General features: G+C 38.6%; 16 protein-coding genes and 1 pseudogene. 9 read left to right on the forward strand and 8 right to left on the reverse strand.

Annotation, left to right across the window (positions count from 1 at the left end; genetic code table 11):
- Nucleotides 1-368 precede the first annotated feature (368 nt).
- On the forward strand, nt 369-680 hold the full coding sequence (locus tag LMH66_RS19890; protein WP_229372600.1) for a hypothetical protein: 312 nt from the start codon (nt 369-371) through the stop codon (nt 678-680).
- A gap of 122 nt (nt 681-802) precedes the next feature.
- Nucleotides 803-1,381: a hypothetical protein gene (locus LMH66_RS19895; protein WP_229372602.1), complete on the forward strand. Its 579-nt coding sequence runs from the start codon at nt 803-805 to the stop codon at nt 1,379-1,381.
- A gap of 261 nt (nt 1,382-1,642) precedes the next feature.
- Here LMH66_RS19895 and LMH66_RS19900 read toward each other — a convergent pair whose 3' ends face one another.
- Together LMH66_RS19900 and LMH66_RS19905 are read right to left on the reverse strand one after the other, a co-directional pair.
- Nucleotides 1,643-3,433 carry an acyl-CoA dehydrogenase C-terminal domain-containing protein gene (locus LMH66_RS19900; protein ID WP_229372603.1) on the reverse strand — a complete coding sequence of 597 codons (1,791 nt, stop codon included), beginning with the start codon at nt 3,431-3,433 and terminating at the stop codon, nt 1,643-1,645.
- Nucleotides 3,434-3,678: 245 nt separating this feature from the next.
- Complete coding sequence (locus LMH66_RS19905; RefSeq protein WP_229372606.1) at nt 3,679-4,584, reverse strand: alpha/beta fold hydrolase; 906 nt, start codon at nt 4,582-4,584, stop codon at nt 3,679-3,681.
- 287 nt (nt 4,585-4,871) lie between these two features.
- Between LMH66_RS19905 and LMH66_RS19910 the strand changes: the two genes are divergently transcribed.
- Entirely contained in the window at nt 4,872-5,510 is a 639-nt protein-coding gene (locus LMH66_RS19910; RefSeq protein WP_229372609.1) for a TlpA family protein disulfide reductase, read from the forward strand.
- A gap of 201 nt (nt 5,511-5,711) precedes the next feature.
- Here LMH66_RS19910 and LMH66_RS19915 read toward each other — a convergent pair whose 3' ends face one another.
- Complete coding sequence (locus LMH66_RS19915) at nt 5,712-7,058, reverse strand: coproporphyrinogen III oxidase family protein (RefSeq protein ID WP_229372611.1); 1,347 nt, start codon at nt 7,056-7,058, stop codon at nt 5,712-5,714.
- 468 nt (nt 7,059-7,526) lie between these two features.
- Between LMH66_RS19915 and LMH66_RS19920 the strand changes: the two genes are divergently transcribed.
- From LMH66_RS19920 to LMH66_RS19930, 3 genes are all read left to right on the forward strand, one after another.
- On the forward strand, nt 7,527-8,018 hold the full coding sequence (locus LMH66_RS19920; RefSeq protein WP_229372613.1) for a DUF1097 domain-containing protein: 492 nt from the start codon (nt 7,527-7,529) through the stop codon (nt 8,016-8,018).
- Between the two features lie 423 nt (nt 8,019-8,441).
- Complete coding sequence (locus LMH66_RS19925) at nt 8,442-8,891, forward strand: hypothetical protein (protein WP_102528820.1); 450 nt, start codon at nt 8,442-8,444, stop codon at nt 8,889-8,891.
- 400 nt (nt 8,892-9,291) lie between these two features.
- The gene (locus LMH66_RS19930; RefSeq protein ID WP_229372615.1) at nt 9,292-9,693 is read left to right on the forward strand and encodes a hypothetical protein; all 402 of its coding nucleotides are present in this window, start codon (nt 9,292-9,294) and stop codon (nt 9,691-9,693) included.
- 16 nt (nt 9,694-9,709) lie between these two features.
- Here LMH66_RS19930 and LMH66_RS19935 read toward each other — a convergent pair whose 3' ends face one another.
- The 4 genes from LMH66_RS19935 to LMH66_RS19950 form a co-directional block, all read right to left on the reverse strand.
- Complete coding sequence (locus tag LMH66_RS19935; protein WP_229372617.1) at nt 9,710-10,999, reverse strand: mechanosensitive ion channel family protein; 1,290 nt, start codon at nt 10,997-10,999, stop codon at nt 9,710-9,712.
- A gap of 146 nt (nt 11,000-11,145) precedes the next feature.
- Nucleotides 11,146-11,910: a sulfite exporter TauE/SafE family protein gene (locus LMH66_RS19940; protein WP_229372620.1), complete on the reverse strand. Its 765-nt coding sequence runs from the start codon at nt 11,908-11,910 to the stop codon at nt 11,146-11,148.
- Nucleotides 11,911-12,022: 112 nt separating this feature from the next.
- Nucleotides 12,023-12,292 carry a hypothetical protein gene (locus LMH66_RS19945; RefSeq protein WP_229372622.1) on the reverse strand — a complete coding sequence of 90 codons (270 nt, stop codon included), beginning with the start codon at nt 12,290-12,292 and terminating at the stop codon, nt 12,023-12,025.
- 237 nt (nt 12,293-12,529) lie between these two features.
- Nucleotides 12,530-12,961 carry a GNAT family N-acetyltransferase gene (locus tag LMH66_RS19950; protein WP_229372624.1) on the reverse strand — a complete coding sequence of 144 codons (432 nt, stop codon included), beginning with the start codon at nt 12,959-12,961 and terminating at the stop codon, nt 12,530-12,532.
- 652 nt (nt 12,962-13,613) lie between these two features.
- Between LMH66_RS19950 and LMH66_RS19955 the strand changes: the two genes are divergently transcribed.
- The 3 genes from LMH66_RS19955 to LMH66_RS19965 all read left to right on the forward strand — a co-directional run bounded on the left by LMH66_RS19955 (nt 13,614) and on the right by LMH66_RS19965 (nt 15,443).
- Nucleotides 13,614-13,958, forward strand: a complete 345-nt coding sequence (locus LMH66_RS19955; protein ID WP_229372626.1) for an FKBP-type peptidyl-prolyl cis-trans isomerase — start codon at nt 13,614-13,616, stop codon at nt 13,956-13,958.
- A gap of 515 nt (nt 13,959-14,473) precedes the next feature.
- Complete coding sequence (locus LMH66_RS19960) at nt 14,474-15,001, forward strand: hypothetical protein (RefSeq protein ID WP_229372629.1); 528 nt, start codon at nt 14,474-14,476, stop codon at nt 14,999-15,001.
- A 157-nt stretch (nt 15,002-15,158) separates the two neighbouring features.
- Nucleotides 15,159-15,443, forward strand: coding sequence for a hypothetical protein (locus LMH66_RS19965; protein WP_229372631.1), 285 nt, complete (start codon nt 15,159-15,161; stop codon nt 15,441-15,443).
- A gap of 416 nt (nt 15,444-15,859) precedes the next feature.
- On the opposite strand, the pseudogene LMH66_RS19970 reads toward LMH66_RS19965, so the two are convergent.
- Nucleotides 15,860-16,282 (reverse strand): annotated as a pseudogene (locus LMH66_RS19970) (IS4 family transposase); the annotation flags it as partial.
- Nucleotides 16,283-16,389: the final 107 nt, after the last annotated feature.

Here is a 16,389-nt window from a genome sequence, read left to right on the forward strand (position 1 = left end):
GTCTTGGATGTATCTGCACATAAGCCTGCGGCAGGCAATGGATTAGATTGAAGTAGTGATATAAGACAACCTTGCCAATAAAAACTAATAAAAAATTCTCGGGTTTACCAATCAAACAATCCTATATCATTGAAAAGTTAGCGTTTTGGCTTAAAAGAAGTTTACATAACGACCCAAGATAATTCTCGGTTATCTCTATTCTCGGTTTTATCCACGATTTAGTCGATTGATTTAAATTTTGATGGCTGTTAAGTTATTAAAATTATTAACAAATTAAGCTGGAAAGTGATTGAGTATTGATAAGTAGCCTAGGGGTGTTTATCGGAATTCTCGCTAATAAGCTGTTATGTGAAATCAGGAATCACGAAATGGAACTAAAACTTGATGCTGATAAATTCGATGAACACCAAGCAATATTTATAGGTGAAATCATTGAACAGATTAAAGGTAAGCTTGAAGAGGCTGGTCTCACTGGTGAAAAACTAAAGGAAGTCACTGGTAATATAGCTTTTAGCATCGCGTGTACTATTGACGATACCGCTGGTATAGAATTCGATGGTATTGAAGTTAACCCTTACTTAACGTTTCTTGCCAGCGAAAATGAGCTTATGCACTGCGGCGGAAATTCTTTTACACATGAATATGTATTCGGCGTATTAGATGAAGTTTTCGGGGAATAATCACATAACCAAAAGCACCAACGGACTCCTTAATATTGGCATCTTTTGCGCAAAAAAAACGCACAAAAGTCGCCAGCATCACTACGCCGTTGTGCTAGGCGTTAGCGTATTGAGAGAATAGTTTGCACTCTGTCGAATTAACTTTCTACAAATTAGTATCCAAAGAAATCGAATTATCTGACTTCGAGAATTGGGTGTACACGGAAATAATACTTGAACAGACTTTAAACTCTGATGATTATCTCGAAATCATTTCAATAAACTACAAAACGCCATCTGGCTTATATGAAGCCCAAAAAGTACTTTCAAAGTATTTTTCTATAGGAAAATATTATGAATGGAGTATTCGCAACATCCTCCATGAAATAATTGCCAAGCCGAACGAGGTTCATATATATATCGAGCAATGTTATGACCTATATTGCGAAGGATTTGGTTTCATGGATAACCTTGGGTTGGGTTACGGTCTTGGTTTAACTTGTCCAGATGGTTTCAATGATAAAATTGATGAACTCTATCCTCAGATTGCAGAAGAAGCTGAAAGAGTATTATTGTGGCTAGATACTGGGAAAATAGTAATAACGGGGCATAGTGGTGAGTATCAGGGGATCGAATACGATGATAATCGAAACCCCAGAGAAAAAGAATCAACAGGTTATAAAATACAAAAATCAAAAAAGTGGTGGCAGTTTTGGTTGTAAATACAGCTAACAAACGAATCAACGCATGAACTAAAAAAGCTTGGCTTGGTTCGTGACTCACCAATTATAGCCAAGCTTTATTAGCCCGTTAGCCAACTCACTTCTTTCCAAAACTGAGTTTAAAAATGATTAAATTTTATTATAAGCAAGTGACTTTCATTCCTAGATAAATTATCAAACTTCGTTATGATCATAAAACAGCGCCTATTGGCGCTGTTTTTGTTTTTTGGTTGCAGAGTTAATGCGGTTTAATAGCACCGCTTAAAAGTCATTGTCGTCAAATGCTGCAATGTTTGCGCTGCTCATTTCTACTTGTTTGCGTAAGCTTCGTGTCTGACAACCCCAATAGTTCATGTAAAAGCTGGCTGTGTTTAACTTAGCTTGATAAAAAGCCTGTTCATCAGTTCCAGCTTCAATGGCTGCAAGAGAAGTAGCTGCAATACGCGCCCACATCCAAGCGAGAGCCGAGATACCAAATAATTGCATATAAGGCATTGAAGCTGCACCAATCATGTCTGGATTGGTGGCGGCTGATTTTGCAATAAAGCCAGTGGCTTTTTCTAAATCTGCAGCAGCATCCATTAGCCCTGCAATGTACGGCTTCATTGCGTCATTAGCGCTGTGCTCACCAATAAACTGTTTCACCATGTCTGACCAAAGGCTTAATGTCGCCCCTTTATCAGATAACAATTTACGACCCACTAAATCTAACGCTTGAACGCCGTTAGTGCCTTCATAAAGCATGGCAATACGAATATCGCGGACAAATTGCTCCATGCCCCATTCGTTGATGTAGCCATGACCACCATAAATTTGCTGCGCATCAACACAGGCTTTAAAGCCTTGGTCGGTGACAAAACCTTTAACAATAGGCGTAAATAATGCCGCAAGCGCAGACGCTTGTTTAGCTTTGTCAGGATCGGAGTGGCGCTCAGCGGTATCCAACCACAATGCTTGCTGACCCATTAGTGCTCGGGTTGCTTCATTGAATGACTTTTGCGACAACAACATGCGGCGAACATCACCATGAACCAGGATAGGATCCGCTGCTTGGTCGGCATGTTTTATCCCAGATAATGCGCGGCCTTGGACTCGGTCCTTGGCGTACACCAAGGCATTTTGGTAGGCAATATCTGAAACACCTAACCCTTGAATACCCACACCGAGTCTGGCTTGGTTCATCATAGTAAACATGGCTTTTAGGCCTTGATGAGGCGCACCGACTAATTCACCTACAGCGCCATCAAATAACATCACGCAGGTTGAGTTACCATGAATTCCCATTTTATGCTCAAGTGCTGTGGCACTTAAGCTGTTTTCTTTGCCTAAAGAACCGTCATCGTTGACCATAAATTTAGGCACTGCGAATAATGAGATACCTTTGACGCCTTCAGGGGCATCAGGTAATTTTGCTAACACTAAGTGAATGATGTTTTCAGCTAAGTCGTGATCCCCTGATGAGATAAATATTTTTTCGCCGCTAATCGCAAACGTGTCATCGCCAAGAGGTTTAGCTTTAGTGCGCAGTAAGGCTAGATCTGTCCCTGCATGAGACTCAGTTAAGTTCATGGTGCCAGTCCATTCACCACTGACGAGTTTTTCTAAATACTTTTGTTTAAGTTTATCGCTGCCATGAACATGAATCGCTGAGTAAGCCCCATGGGTTAATCCCGGGTACATGGCAAATGCCATATTGGTGGCGGTTTTCATTTCGGTGGCAAAGGTGCCAATCACTTCGGGTAAGCCTTGACCGCCGTATTCAGGGTCGCAGGTAAGGGTTGCCCAACCATCATCAATGTATTGCTGATATGCGGCTTTAAACCCCTTTGGTGTTATCACTTTTCCGTCTTCAAGCTTACATCCTTCAAGATCACCAGAGGCATTAAGCGGCAACATGATATCGGTGGTGAAGTCAGCCACGCCTTGTAAAATGGCATCGGTAAGTTCAGGGTCGACTTCATCAAAACCTTTAAGGTCAGTTTGCTGATAAATATTGAGTAACTCAGATAGGATGAATTGATAGTCGCGAAGGGGAGCTTGATAAATCGGCATAATACGGTCCTTTGTTGTTTGCTATCTGTCAAACTGCCGATACTAGCGAAGCAAGGTTAACAGACTCCATAACTGTTTATCGTGTCGGTTCAGCTGTGCAAATACATGGGCAGACAGCTGAACCTTTTGCTTATTATTTACTGTGCAATTTCGCTTATTTGTTAGGCGATAAACTACCTTAACCAATTTCGAGTAAAAACTCAGCTTTATTTTTAAGCGATGTTTTAGCTAGGTAAATCTAGGCTTTAAGTCATTATTTTATGGCTTTTCCAGAACGAGAATGCATGTTCAAGAACTTGCTCTGGCGCTTCAACTTGTGGGTAATGTCCCACGCCGTTAAGGCTGATGGTATCTGCATCGGTTATCAGCTCTTGGTAGCGTTTAAGCATGTCATGCCCTGAAATAGGATCTTCTAAACCATTAATAAAACGCATGGGTTGTTTATATTGTTGCAATGCACCGACCCAGCGATCACGATGTTCAACCCGTTCTTTCATGTATTGGATCAGCTTGTGAAAGATACGGTCTCCTTGGTTATGTTGGATCAGTTGCCAATATTTTCTCAGTTCAATATCGTCAATGTTAATACAACAGATATTGTCGAAATTACGTTTGAAAGCGTCATAACCCATGCCTTTAGCCACAATAAAACCTATGGGGCTTAGTAACAGTTTTTGGATGAGAATTGGATGAATCACTTCGGGGAAAATGCCGCCATTAAGTAATAAACAGCTTAATATTTCAAAGCAAGGCGGCGTTTGCTTTTGCTTAGCATCATTGTTTCTTGCCAATAATTCTTGAGTGACGGTATTACCGTAATCATGGGATAAAATATGAACTTGATTAATATCTAATGACGTAAGTACATCTTCGATTAAATTAGCTTGAGCAGCAAAAGAATAGGGGAAGTCTGTCGGCTTATCGGAATAACCAAAACCAATCATATCTAAGGTAATCAGATAAAAGTGTGGGCTTAAGCTATCCCAAATTGGTTGCCAGTCATAACTGCAAGTGGGGAATCCGTGGATCAGTAATAATGCTGGTTTGGACTTATCGCCCTCATGCCTGACAAAAATGTTATTTTCAAAGTGTGGTTTAAAGGCATGTTTATGAAAACGGCCTTGATTTAACCAATGGGTTAATTTTTGCATAGATATTCCCCAATAATCCATTTTGTTTTTTTTGTTTTTTTTGTTTTATACCAAACTAACGTGATTAACCCTGTTTGTAAAACGTTCTTAACGTCGAATTCTTATTTTAAAACATGCGTAAACACTAATCTAAATCAGTCACTTAACAAGCCGCTGAACAACTGGCGAGCTGTGTTCTCGTTTAGCAGTAAGCTGCCCTGAATAAAAAAGGTGTTTTAGTCGGTCTTAATATTCAAGTGCGAATGCTTATCGCTGATTGTCGACTTTATTAATAGGATTGAATGCTTATGAAACCTATCAACGGACTGACCTTAAACGGACTTAATTTAAACAGACTGATTTTAAATAGCCCGATTTTAAACAGGCAGAATTTAAACAGACTTATTTTAAATAGACGGTATCGTGAAATTGCAGCGGTGGTAATGACCTTTACTTTACTGACCTTGTTAATGTTGCTTTTTTCAACTGCTGCGCGGGCAGATGAGACATTAACTGATGAACATCATTTTCCTCAAGCTGAAGCATTTATACTCAATGATGCCCAAGGCAATGAATGGTCATTGGCTGAGCAAGCGGGCAAACCGGTTGTGATTCATTTTTGGGCCACTTGGTGCCCTTATTGTAAAAAGCTTCAACCAGGGCTTGAACGATTAAGGTTAGCGAATAGTGAATCTGATCTTGAAATGGTGGCGATTAGCTTCAATGAAGATAAAGGTGCAATGCCAGCGAAGGTGTTAAAGGAGCGAGGCATCGACATGACAACCTTGATAAATGGTGACAAGGTTGCAAAACGCTATGGTGTAACAGGTACTCCAACGACTGTGTTTATTAATCGACAAGGACAAGTGGTTTGGGTTACGCGAATATCAGATCCAGACTCACCTAAATTAGTTCAGGCAATTGATTTTCTATTATCTGAGCAATAACGAAATAAACATGACCACCAGGTTGATAGGGATATAAAACGGCAACTAGCTTTTTAAAAACACTCTGCCTTATAAAAAATCCGCTTTATAAAATCAATCTGCTTTATAAAAAGAACCCGCTTTATAAAAAGCGGGTTATGTTTTCTGTATTGGTTTAACTGAATAAGCAGTTAAACCAAGCTTGAGCTTATTTATGACGACTTATCCAGTAAAGATAGCAGACTCATCAGATTTGTTTTCTGCAGATTCATCAACAGCCATGGTTAAAGGCAAGTCTCGTGCTTGTTCACGTAAGTAATCCATACCAGCCAAAAAGCCTGAGAACATTTTCAGTGCAATAAATTGACCTCCAACCGTGGTCTGGTAATTATTGCCTTTCTTAGTCAAAGCCCCAGCGGAAATCAGATAACTCATTTCCAGTGGAAAAGCTTGCCAAAGTGTTTTGCCTGTATGGGCTTTAAACTGCTGATTGTCCAGTGTGCCGTGACCCATCATCATCATTAAGTGATGTTGTAATAGGGCTTTGGCTTCTAATGGTTTGGTATAACAGGTACCTGTTTGCCCTGATTCGATTCGGCTAATATAGTCAGGAATATCAAAACTTGAAATTCTAAACTGTTCACCAAAACGACCAAAAGCACCTGAGCCAACGCCAAAGCAATCTTCGCCATCTAAAACGTATTTATTTTCTACTGGCTGACCAAAGTTACGGCTGAATGTCCACGGGAACTCCATGATGTAACGTTCAGCCATTGCTTCTTTTACCGCTAAGAATTGTGGCCATAATTCTTCAGGACTACCTGCTAAACAACCTGCTTTCTTGCGATTTTGGCCTATGCCAACGGTTAAAGGGTAAGTGGTGATTTGATCTGGGCTTAAGCGAATGGTCTGAGCTAAATCACTGGCAACAGTATCTGGCGTTTGCATCTTAAAGCCATACATCATGTCCAAGTTAACTGTGGGGATCACTTCAATGGCACGGCTAACGTATTCAGCTTGTTGCAAACCACTGCCGAATTTTTCAAATCGGCCACTGGCTTTTAGAATTTTATCATCAAAGCTTTGCACCCCAATCGACATGCGATCTACCAAACCTTTGAGTAAATGTGGATTACCTTCTTTAAAGTAGATTGGATCACTTTCACAGGACACTTCTCGTACCGTGGTAATAGACTTAATCATCTCGATGGTTTTAATCAACTCATCTTCTAATATGGTTGTCGTCCCGCCACCAATGTATACCCGATTAAAGCGATAACCTTGGGCTATCACCATGCGAATTTCTTGTCTTAACGCCTTAAAATAAGCCTTGGCGACACCTTCATTAAATTTAATTTTGTGAAATGAACAAAAACGGCAAAGGGTATGGCAAAAAGGAATATGAATATAAAGTGTTTCGATGGGCTTTTCTGGCACAGTCAGCTTAGTCACATCAGTTAATGCGACGGCATCTTTTAAACTGAGCGATTGCTTAATCGTCATCCCCATTACCCAGTCTAAAGAGCTGGTAGCAAGGTTCAGCCTAGAAGTAGATAAGTATTTTTTCATGAGCAAGCCTTAGTCTTTTGGTTTCACCAACTGTGCAAGCTTTTCATTTGAAAAGGGCGATTGGTTTGTAATCATTTATTAGATGGATATCAGCGTAAATGACTCAATAAGTCCAAACTGTTGTGTAAAGCATGAAAATACAAATCTATACCTTTTTTATGTAGTTGATTTACCAAAATTTGATGCCTATCACTTGTTCCGTTTTAAATTCAATACTTATACGACAAAAAAATGATTGAAGCAGATTTCTAATGATTAGAAAAAGTGGTTCCTACAGTCGTCACAAGCTATATCTCAAATTAGTAATATTGAATGTTTACGTGTTTTTTATCGAAAATTTGTTGATTCATTCATCAAAACTGGGCTTGGGTCGCTTTTTTTTAGTGCCTGAATAGCGTAAATTAACCTCTATTGTGTTATTTTATAAACACTCAGTTTCTTAATTAAGACTATTTCAAGAGGTTAGCTATGGAACATCGTTGGCAAATCGCGATTTCAGCAGGTTTATTAGCAGCATTGTGGGCAGGCGTTGCCGACGTTTTCCAATTAGTGACTTGGATAGGTTTTTTAAGTTGCAGCACTTTTTTTGCTCAAACAGAAACCGGTATTAAAGGCATGTTTATGGCCATGAGTACTAATTTATCGGGCGTGTTTTGGGGATGGTTAATCATTTCAGGCAGTAGTTTCTTTATATCTCCGATAATAGGTTATGCCTTTACGGGTATTGCTACAGCAGCAATGTGTTTACAGGCAAGTTATAAAAAGCTCGCTTTTATCCCTGGCGCTTTTATAGGTTGTTGCATTACTTTTGCAATGAGTGCAGATCTTGCCGCGATTTTACCGCCATTACTGATAGGTGCCATGCTAGGTTATAGCATGAGCTTACTGACTGCTCAGTTGATTAGTATTACACCCAAAATACAAAGTCTATTTGCAGGCAATACTGCCAAAGAGCTTTAACTTTGTTATCCAATATTGTGACTTTAAATTGCGATTATCGTTAGGAAAACGCTTTTATCAACAGGCTAGTTATTGCCGATAAATAGCGTACAACCAAAGTGCTACATTTAAGCCTGTTAACACAACGTTTAGCAGGCTTTTTTTAGGGGCTTATAATGGAGTTAGTTGATCATTTCTATACCAGCGTTTGTTGCTGAACATTCGGTGTCATTCTTAGGTATTCTTTTTTTATCTATATTCATCATAAGCTTGTATTACTTTTGAATGACATCACTTTATTTTGTCAGTATAAATTCTAATCTAATAAACTGAAAAGACTGACGTTTGCATTTAATCATGCGTTTATAGCCCATTTGGCTATACTTTCTATGCACATTTGGTCGCTATATCGTGACCAAAATGATTGCAATAGGAGTGAACGACATGAACAAGACCTTAATATTATTGTTATGCGTTTTAGTAAGTGGTTCTGCATTTTCAAAGGATAGATTAGAAGTATTTGAAGATTATGATCTTGGCACCGAAATAATGATGATGACGACGGTGCGTGTTGATCCGAATATGGGTGATATTTACCTAGCGGGTTTACGCAGTAGTTGGGTTAAAGCTGTAAAGCTACAAAAGGAGCTTGGTTATATTAAAGATTGGAAGATATACGGCAGTGATTTACCGACGAGCGGTGATTTTAATATGTTGCTGGTGGTCAGTTTTGCTAATGCTGCTGATATCGAACCGAATAAAACCAAGTACCAAGAGTTTATGAAAAAATGGAGTGAGTCAGACGAGAAAAAGTCTAACGAAATTTCAGCCAAATACCCAGAAGTTAGAACCTTAACCGGTGAATATAGAATGCGAGAAATTATCTTAAAGTAAGATAATCGGAACTTGTTCATAGATTGAGATGTATTTGAATCGGTTCCGTACTCGATATTATATTGAGTACTGTTTGATAAGCTGTTACACAAAGTTAGTTACACTCTCTTAAAATTACTCTAGCTATTTCATTCAATCTCCCAACAGCTTTTTTTAGCGCTATTATTTTTTTCACAACCCATCTTGTTACAAGCCATCTCGTCACAAACTATCTTGGCATTAATAAGCTCATTTTAGACGGACATTACTTAGCTTGATGCTATTGCGCTATCAAATGGTTATCAGAAATGAAGCTTTATTATAAATAAATGTTCATAAAAGAAAGGACAGGGATTTCTAATTTACACTGATATGCAATCTCGCTAGGATGACGCCTTTTCAGCATCTAGCAAGGATATTCATGAAGTCTGCGACACTGTTTACCTCAATCATCATTTTAATCACCATAATGATTTCAGCTCAAGCCAAAGCGGCTCCAGAAGTGGGACTAATGGTGGGGAGTGACTCAGGTATTAATATCAAAATGGATAATTATAAATTTGGTGTTGGCTTTGATGATTTATCATTTACCTTAGATAAAACTTTTAACTTCCAAGGTCAGCAACATTTTTACTGGGGCGTTGGTGGTAAAGTTGCTGACTCTAAAAATAATGACATTCAATTAGGCGCTAGAGCGATTTTTGGTGCTCACACTATGGTAGAGCGATTTACCTTTTTTATCGAAGCACAGCCAACCTTGTATTTATTGGATGACGTTAAAGTCGAGCTAGAAGCAATAGGCGGCGTGCGTTACCACTTCTAGAACGAATTATTGGCCACTAGTTATCTATATTGTTTTTAACTTTAAGCGGTACTTTAACCGGCTTTAAATTAAATTCAGCCATGATGGAATAAAAATGATCGAACAAGTCAGCTTGGGCTTGTTCATACTCCCTTAATACTGTGGTGTTCACAAAACAATATACCTCTAGCGGAATACCAAAATTATTGGTTTCTAATTGTTTAACCATCAGGGTTAAGTCATGACGAATGTTGCCCTGACTTTCAATATAACGCGTCATGTACTCTCTAAAGCAGCCTAAATTGGTTAACTTTCGATGATTCACCATAGGGGTATTGTCAGGCAGGGCATCATTATATTCACTTAGCTGCTCAACTTTATGGCTAAGATAAGGTGATATTAAATCGATTTGCTTCAACTTAGCTAACATATCACTATCAACAAAATTTAATGTGTCGATATCAACATACAAGCATCGCTTTATCCGTCTAGCGCCAATTTGATCAACCCCATACCAATTTACAAAGGGTTCATTCATTAAGGTTTGCGAAGGAACCATGGCAATGGTGTTATCCCAGTTTTGAACTTTCACTGTGGTGAGTGTGACTTCTTGAACAATACCGTTAATTTTGTGTTTATCCAGTTGTATCCATTGACCAATGGATACCATGTCATTTGCAGCAAGCTGTATCCCAGCGACAAAACCAAGAATGGTGTCTTTAAAAATGAAGATCAACATACCAGCGACAACACCAATACCTGAAAGAAGATAGACGGGGGTGCGATTTAAAAATTGTGAAGTAATAATCAGTATACCGATGAAAGCCATTAATATTTTGAAAAACTGTACAATCCCGTGAAGTGGAAAACGCTGTCCGACAGGATGGGTCATTGCTAGGATGAGAAACGTATCGAGGCTACTGAAAATTACTCGTAAAATGAGTAAACCACCTAATGCTGCTAACGTGGTATTAATGAGATCGGGTACAAAACCGATTTTACCTATGATGAGCTCAATTGCTGTAATAACAAAGTAAAAGGGAATGATGATGGCTAACTTGTTTGGTACTTTTTTACGCTCAACAGTCAGTCTGATATTGGTGTTTTGATTTTTAGCTAGGTGAGTAATGATGACATGTGTCAGGTGTTTAATTGTAAAATAAGCAATGACAGAAAAGATGATAACCATAACAACTAAACTGATATCTGAGGCGATATCGTGGCGTTCAAATTGTATATCGAAATAATCTAATACTTTAATTAACAGGTGACCTATATGCTCTCGTATTGGTTCTGGTAAATCAGGTTCTGAGTCATTAATTGCCATTTCATCACTTCTTTATTTGCTCTTTTTATTTAGTATATAAATTAAACAAATATAAACAATGATTTGGTCTAAAAATTATAAAGCTATAAATAAAAATCTAAAAGACGATTAAAAAGGCAGGCTTCCTAAAGCTAAACAAGGTGGGTTTACGTCGTTATAAAAAAATAAAAGGTAATTGCGCAACTCATTACAATGACAAAAGCTCTCATATGCTGCTGAGAAATACGTTTTGATATATGAGCAGACATATAGCGGCCAAATAACGTACCTATCAGCACAGCACTGCCTTCAAACCAAGCAATAGCATCATGGTAGACGAACAGCACAATTGCGATTAATGAGACTGAAGATGAAATCACCAATTTAATTCCGTTCATCGCATTAATATTTGAATGACCTGCCAAGGCTAAGTAACTCAATGCAATAATCCCAAGCCCTGCATTAAAAAAACCGCCATAGATACAAATTGATAAAAGAACTAAGAATAAAAGTACAGCGCCAAGTTGGGATGCGTATTTATGTTTACCAGATAGCTGACTGACGAGTTGATTAATCTTTGCGCCCCAAATAAACAGCACAGTAGCAAAAAGTAGCAGCCAAGGAATGGCTTGTTGAAATAAGGCTTCTGGTGCTAACAGTAATAGCCATGCGCCTAATCCGCCACCTAAAAAGCTGGTTAGCAGGATAACAACCAACTCTTTTTTATGCGCCTTGAGTTCATGCCTAAAGGCAAATGCACCACTAAGGTAACCCACAAATGAAGCAAAGGTATTGGTGGCATTGGCCATGACAGGCGGTACGCCGACAAAAATCAGTGCTGGAAAGGTAATAAAGCTGCCGCCTCCAGCGAGTGAATTTAGCACTCCGCCAAAAAATCCTGCTAGTAACAGCAGTATCACTTCAAGTGTCATTTAATAAGCCAAAAGATGAAAATAGGGCTTGAGCCTAACGTGTTGTGCCTAAGCGAGCAACAGGTGCGATCCGATTTGGTTGATAGATGAAATTTTTGCTATTTAAATAGACTTATCGATTAAATGCACGTCTTAACTTAGTGACGATATTCAGTTTCATGGCCTGTTTACTGGTGAGTAAATCGGGCTGAAATTGAGCAATTAAACGGTATAAATGGTAGTGAGTGACTTTTTTAGCTACATACCAATCGAAGCGGAAAATTGAACGACGTAAAGTGGAACGTTCAAAATCAACTACACCCAGTTTATTACTGCTATCAACTATAAGATCTCTTATGGGCAAAGCATGACGAGCGACACCACCATCAAGCATTTTATTCACGACAATCTTTGGTGTTTTATGGTTAAGAGTGAAACCAAATAACGGGCGAGCCTTAGGAACTGTTTAATACTTTCAATCACTACGAATAGGGTTACAAACTCAGCGGTTGAATAGGGTATAAAAAAGCGGTGACTTAAATGGCCGAGACAAAAATAAAACAAAAACAAAAACGGAAACGCCCAAAGTTATTAGCTTTGAGCGTTTCTTCTAACAAATGTGGTTACGACAAACCGAACGTTATAAAGTCATGTGCAGAATTGGAAATGGTTTTCCCATATCATCAAGTGGCGAGCGTGAAACAACCTTAAACCCCATATGTTTATAAAAATCGACAGCTAATGGGTTTTGCTCATTCACGTCAACTTTGGTTGCGCCTAATTGCTCAATGGCATATTGCAGTAGCATTTTACCAACACCTTTTCCTCTCGTTTCATTTAAGATGAATAGCATTCCAATCTTTGAATTGTGGGTTCCCACAAAGCCAATAATTGAACCACTTTCGCTTTTAACGCATCTCAAGGTCACTGCTGGAAAAGCTTGCTCAATGATGATTGGTTTAAAAAACTCAATATCTTCTTCTGTAATGAAGTCATGAGTTGCTCGGACTGAATTCTCCCAAACATTAAGCATTTCTGCATAATTTTCAGGAAGCACATTTTCTACAATCATTGTATTTTCTCTAGAGTTGACTGAAATTGATGTGCAGCCGCGAGTCGTTATTTTAGCGTTTAGCACCGTGAAGTGTCCATCATTCCCACTGAGATACTTATTATAATACTTCAATGTTGAACTCTTGCTAATCAGCAGTTAGCAGTCAGTTTCAAGTGGCTAGTGAGTTAAATTAACTGTCAATTAACTGTGACACCCATGATTATTCTATGGCTAAGGTGAATGATACGAAGTCTTTCACTTCGACTAACTGGGGTTCCATTTTTTGTCCTCTTGAAAGGGTTGTGGTTTACAAACTGGCTTATCTATTTAGGTTAAAGCGCTATCTTTAAGAAATAATTTTAAAGGTGTTAGCTGTTGGTTTAATCGATAACTCATTATCAGGACATCAACTTGATACAAGCTTGATGTAAGATTAAATAGTTGTAATTATTCATTTAAATTGCCAGTTGGTTCAGCTGATATTCAGTTTTAGTGAACAATTGAGATTGATGAGAATAGGGCGGTTGTGGGAGATGTATTGGTTAGCTGGAAAGAGTTAATTAGCGGTTAGAAACGATGCTGAATAACTGATTCTTAGTTATTTTTAGCATCAGAATAATGCCCGTTTGCTGTTATAATCCCGGCATTATTTTATAGAAAAGGCATTCGTATGACTTCCCTTGCAGAACTTAATATTACCGACATCACGGTTGGTGAAGGTAAAGCCGCAGAAAAAGGTGCACTAATCACCTGTAAATATACCGGTAAATTAGCCGATGGCAGCGTATTTGATAGCTCAGAAGCATTTCAAGTGGTGATCTCCGCTAAACGGGTTATCCAAGGTTGGTATCAAGGTATTATTGGTGACAACCCAATGAAGGTAGGTGGAACACGCCAACTGTCAGTCCCTGCTCATCTTGGTTATGGCGAACGAAAAATTGGCGATAAAATCCCGCCTAATTCTGATCTATTCTTTGAAATCGAATTGTTAGAAGTGCTAACCCGAGATGATTGATATCAGCACGTTTAACTGCTGATATTAATCATCAGCATTGTAGTGATTGATGAATGGCAACAGTAATGTTGCCATTGTTGTTTTTGGCCTGCGGCCACAGAGATTAAAGTCGTGATGCTTTGCCCTTGCTTATACTAAAAGTGACGAAAGGGAAACAACAGCATTTCCCTTTTCGCTGATTCATATATAAAGATTCTTGCCGCTCCGACGAAGTGGTTCTTGTAAAAAATAGGCTCGTACTTATTTGCGAATTAACTACCGCCTCAGATTGGTATCTGAAGTATAAGGATATACAAATGCCGCGATGACATGGATGCTTGCTTATAACCTGACTCCATCACGTAAATTAGCTTTATGTATTCGGTACTTCCAACGGAGGTCATTGAATTTGCAAGTGAAGTTGGAGTTTTTCTAATAAGTTTACTTTGGCGCGCTTATTAGTTTACTCTAATGGGAATGTTCAATAGTCTTATCATATTGTTAAGTTTATGAAGCAAAGGATATGGTTCAAACTTATGCTTAAAAGATTAATTATCATGTTGGTGCTGATTGCCTCTAGTGATTTACTTGCTAATGAATGTGAACTTTTGTTAAAAAGCAAAATTCAAAATGAGCTAGCTTTTACATATGAAGAGTTTGATCAAACTGAGAATAACGGTTTTCGTCCACTTGAGAAGATGTTTTGCTTCAAAGAAGCTGCTGAACTTTTAGAGTTATACATAATTGCTAATCAATCCCAAAAAAGTTCTTTAAGGTGGCATCTAGCGCAAATGAAAGCATTCAATAGTGAATATGAAACTGCAATTGTTTATGCAAAATCTGTCATAGATATAGAGGAAGATTTGGATAATTTCCCGTTAATGTGGAATGACTTTGTGAATGCGAATATTGCATTCTTGATGCGAGATAAAGAAGCTCTTATTAAGTACAGAGACAAAATATCGATGGGGAAAAATTTCAAACCCAACGAGCTTAATCTACTTTATGTCGAAAAATTATTAGTTGGCTTTGATTCAACATATCGGCAAGCGATTTATGATTAATACAATGGGTGGCCTTTATCTCATCAATTAGCTTAACGCATTCGGACAGCTCCAACGGAGATTATTGAATCAGTAAGTGAAATTGGAGTCTTTCGAATAAGTTGCTCTGACTCCATTTCCTCAAAAAGGGCGGATCCATCACCAGGGTACTGAGATCATGACTTCACAATCTAAATATTCACTAGGTTTAAATGCTGCTTTTCTGACCGCTATATTAGTTTTAATTTCTGCGGGGGCAAGTGCTAAGTTTTTCCTTTCACTTTATTTTATTGTTTGTGGTGGCCCATCATTAATAGCGTTGATATACCGCCATAACCAAAGCCAACCAAAAAGCAGGACGCAACAAAAACAGACACCAAAAAAGATGCAAAAAAAAACAAAACAAACACCATTGAATAACTTAGCCGGTTATCAAGCCGCTAATGATGACGGTGAGAAATAATAGCTGATTTCAGAAATGAAAATTTAGACAAGCTAAGGGCCATCAATTAACTGTGACACCCACACAATTAACAGTGACACCCATGATTATTCTTTGTCGGCGTCGATAGGCAGGATGCCTGAATGCCATGTTGTTTTGTTTATGACCTTCGGTCACTAAGATTTAAAGTCGTGGGTTTTCCACCCACACCCGACCAAGAGGGGAAACAACAGCAATCCCCCTCTTGGATCACCCATGCCGCTCCGACGAAGTGTTGATCCTCATGCATAATTAAGCGAATTTACTACCGCCTCAGATTCGCCATCCGTGGCTCAATCTAAGGCTATGTCGGCGTCCTGCCTCCATCACGTAAATTAGCTTAACGCATTCGGACACTTCCAACGGAGACGATCGAATCCGCAGGTTCATTTGGTGTTGGATAGTGAAAGTTTGATCTGACCCGACTTATTTAGCGGATGAATTTCTTCATAAAGTGTCAGTGAACGACCTTGAGCAGCAAGCGATGCTCTGATGAGAAAGTGTTGCTTTCGGTCATCAAGATCAGACCAATCGATATGAATTATCGGCTGTTTCATTCTTCCGATTAGTAAGCAAGTCATGCGTGTGTAGACAAACTCGATATCACGATGTAAATGGCCATTATTACAAAGCCTATCAACACGTTTAATCTTATGTTTTTCCAGTGCTTTACTTTCAATGTTACGGCCAAGGCCTGTAATTGAAAGGGAGCCTCCGTTCATTGAACTTTCGATTGCACAGAACAAACTTTATCGGCGAGTTTTGTGCATTAACGGGGTGACAATCGATAGACATTTTGATAAAACTTGTTTCGCATTCATGGCATTTACTCGTGGTAATTTTTGTTTGGCGATAAATTTGATCACCAAATGTCATGAATGTTCCAATCTTTTTTCAATATCTTGTTGTTTCTAATAATTATTTCGTG

Source organism: Shewanella sp. 10N.7 (genome assembly GCF_020806285.1).
In the GTDB taxonomy this organism is placed as follows: domain Bacteria; phylum Pseudomonadota; class Gammaproteobacteria; order Enterobacterales; family Shewanellaceae; genus Shewanella; species Shewanella electrodiphila.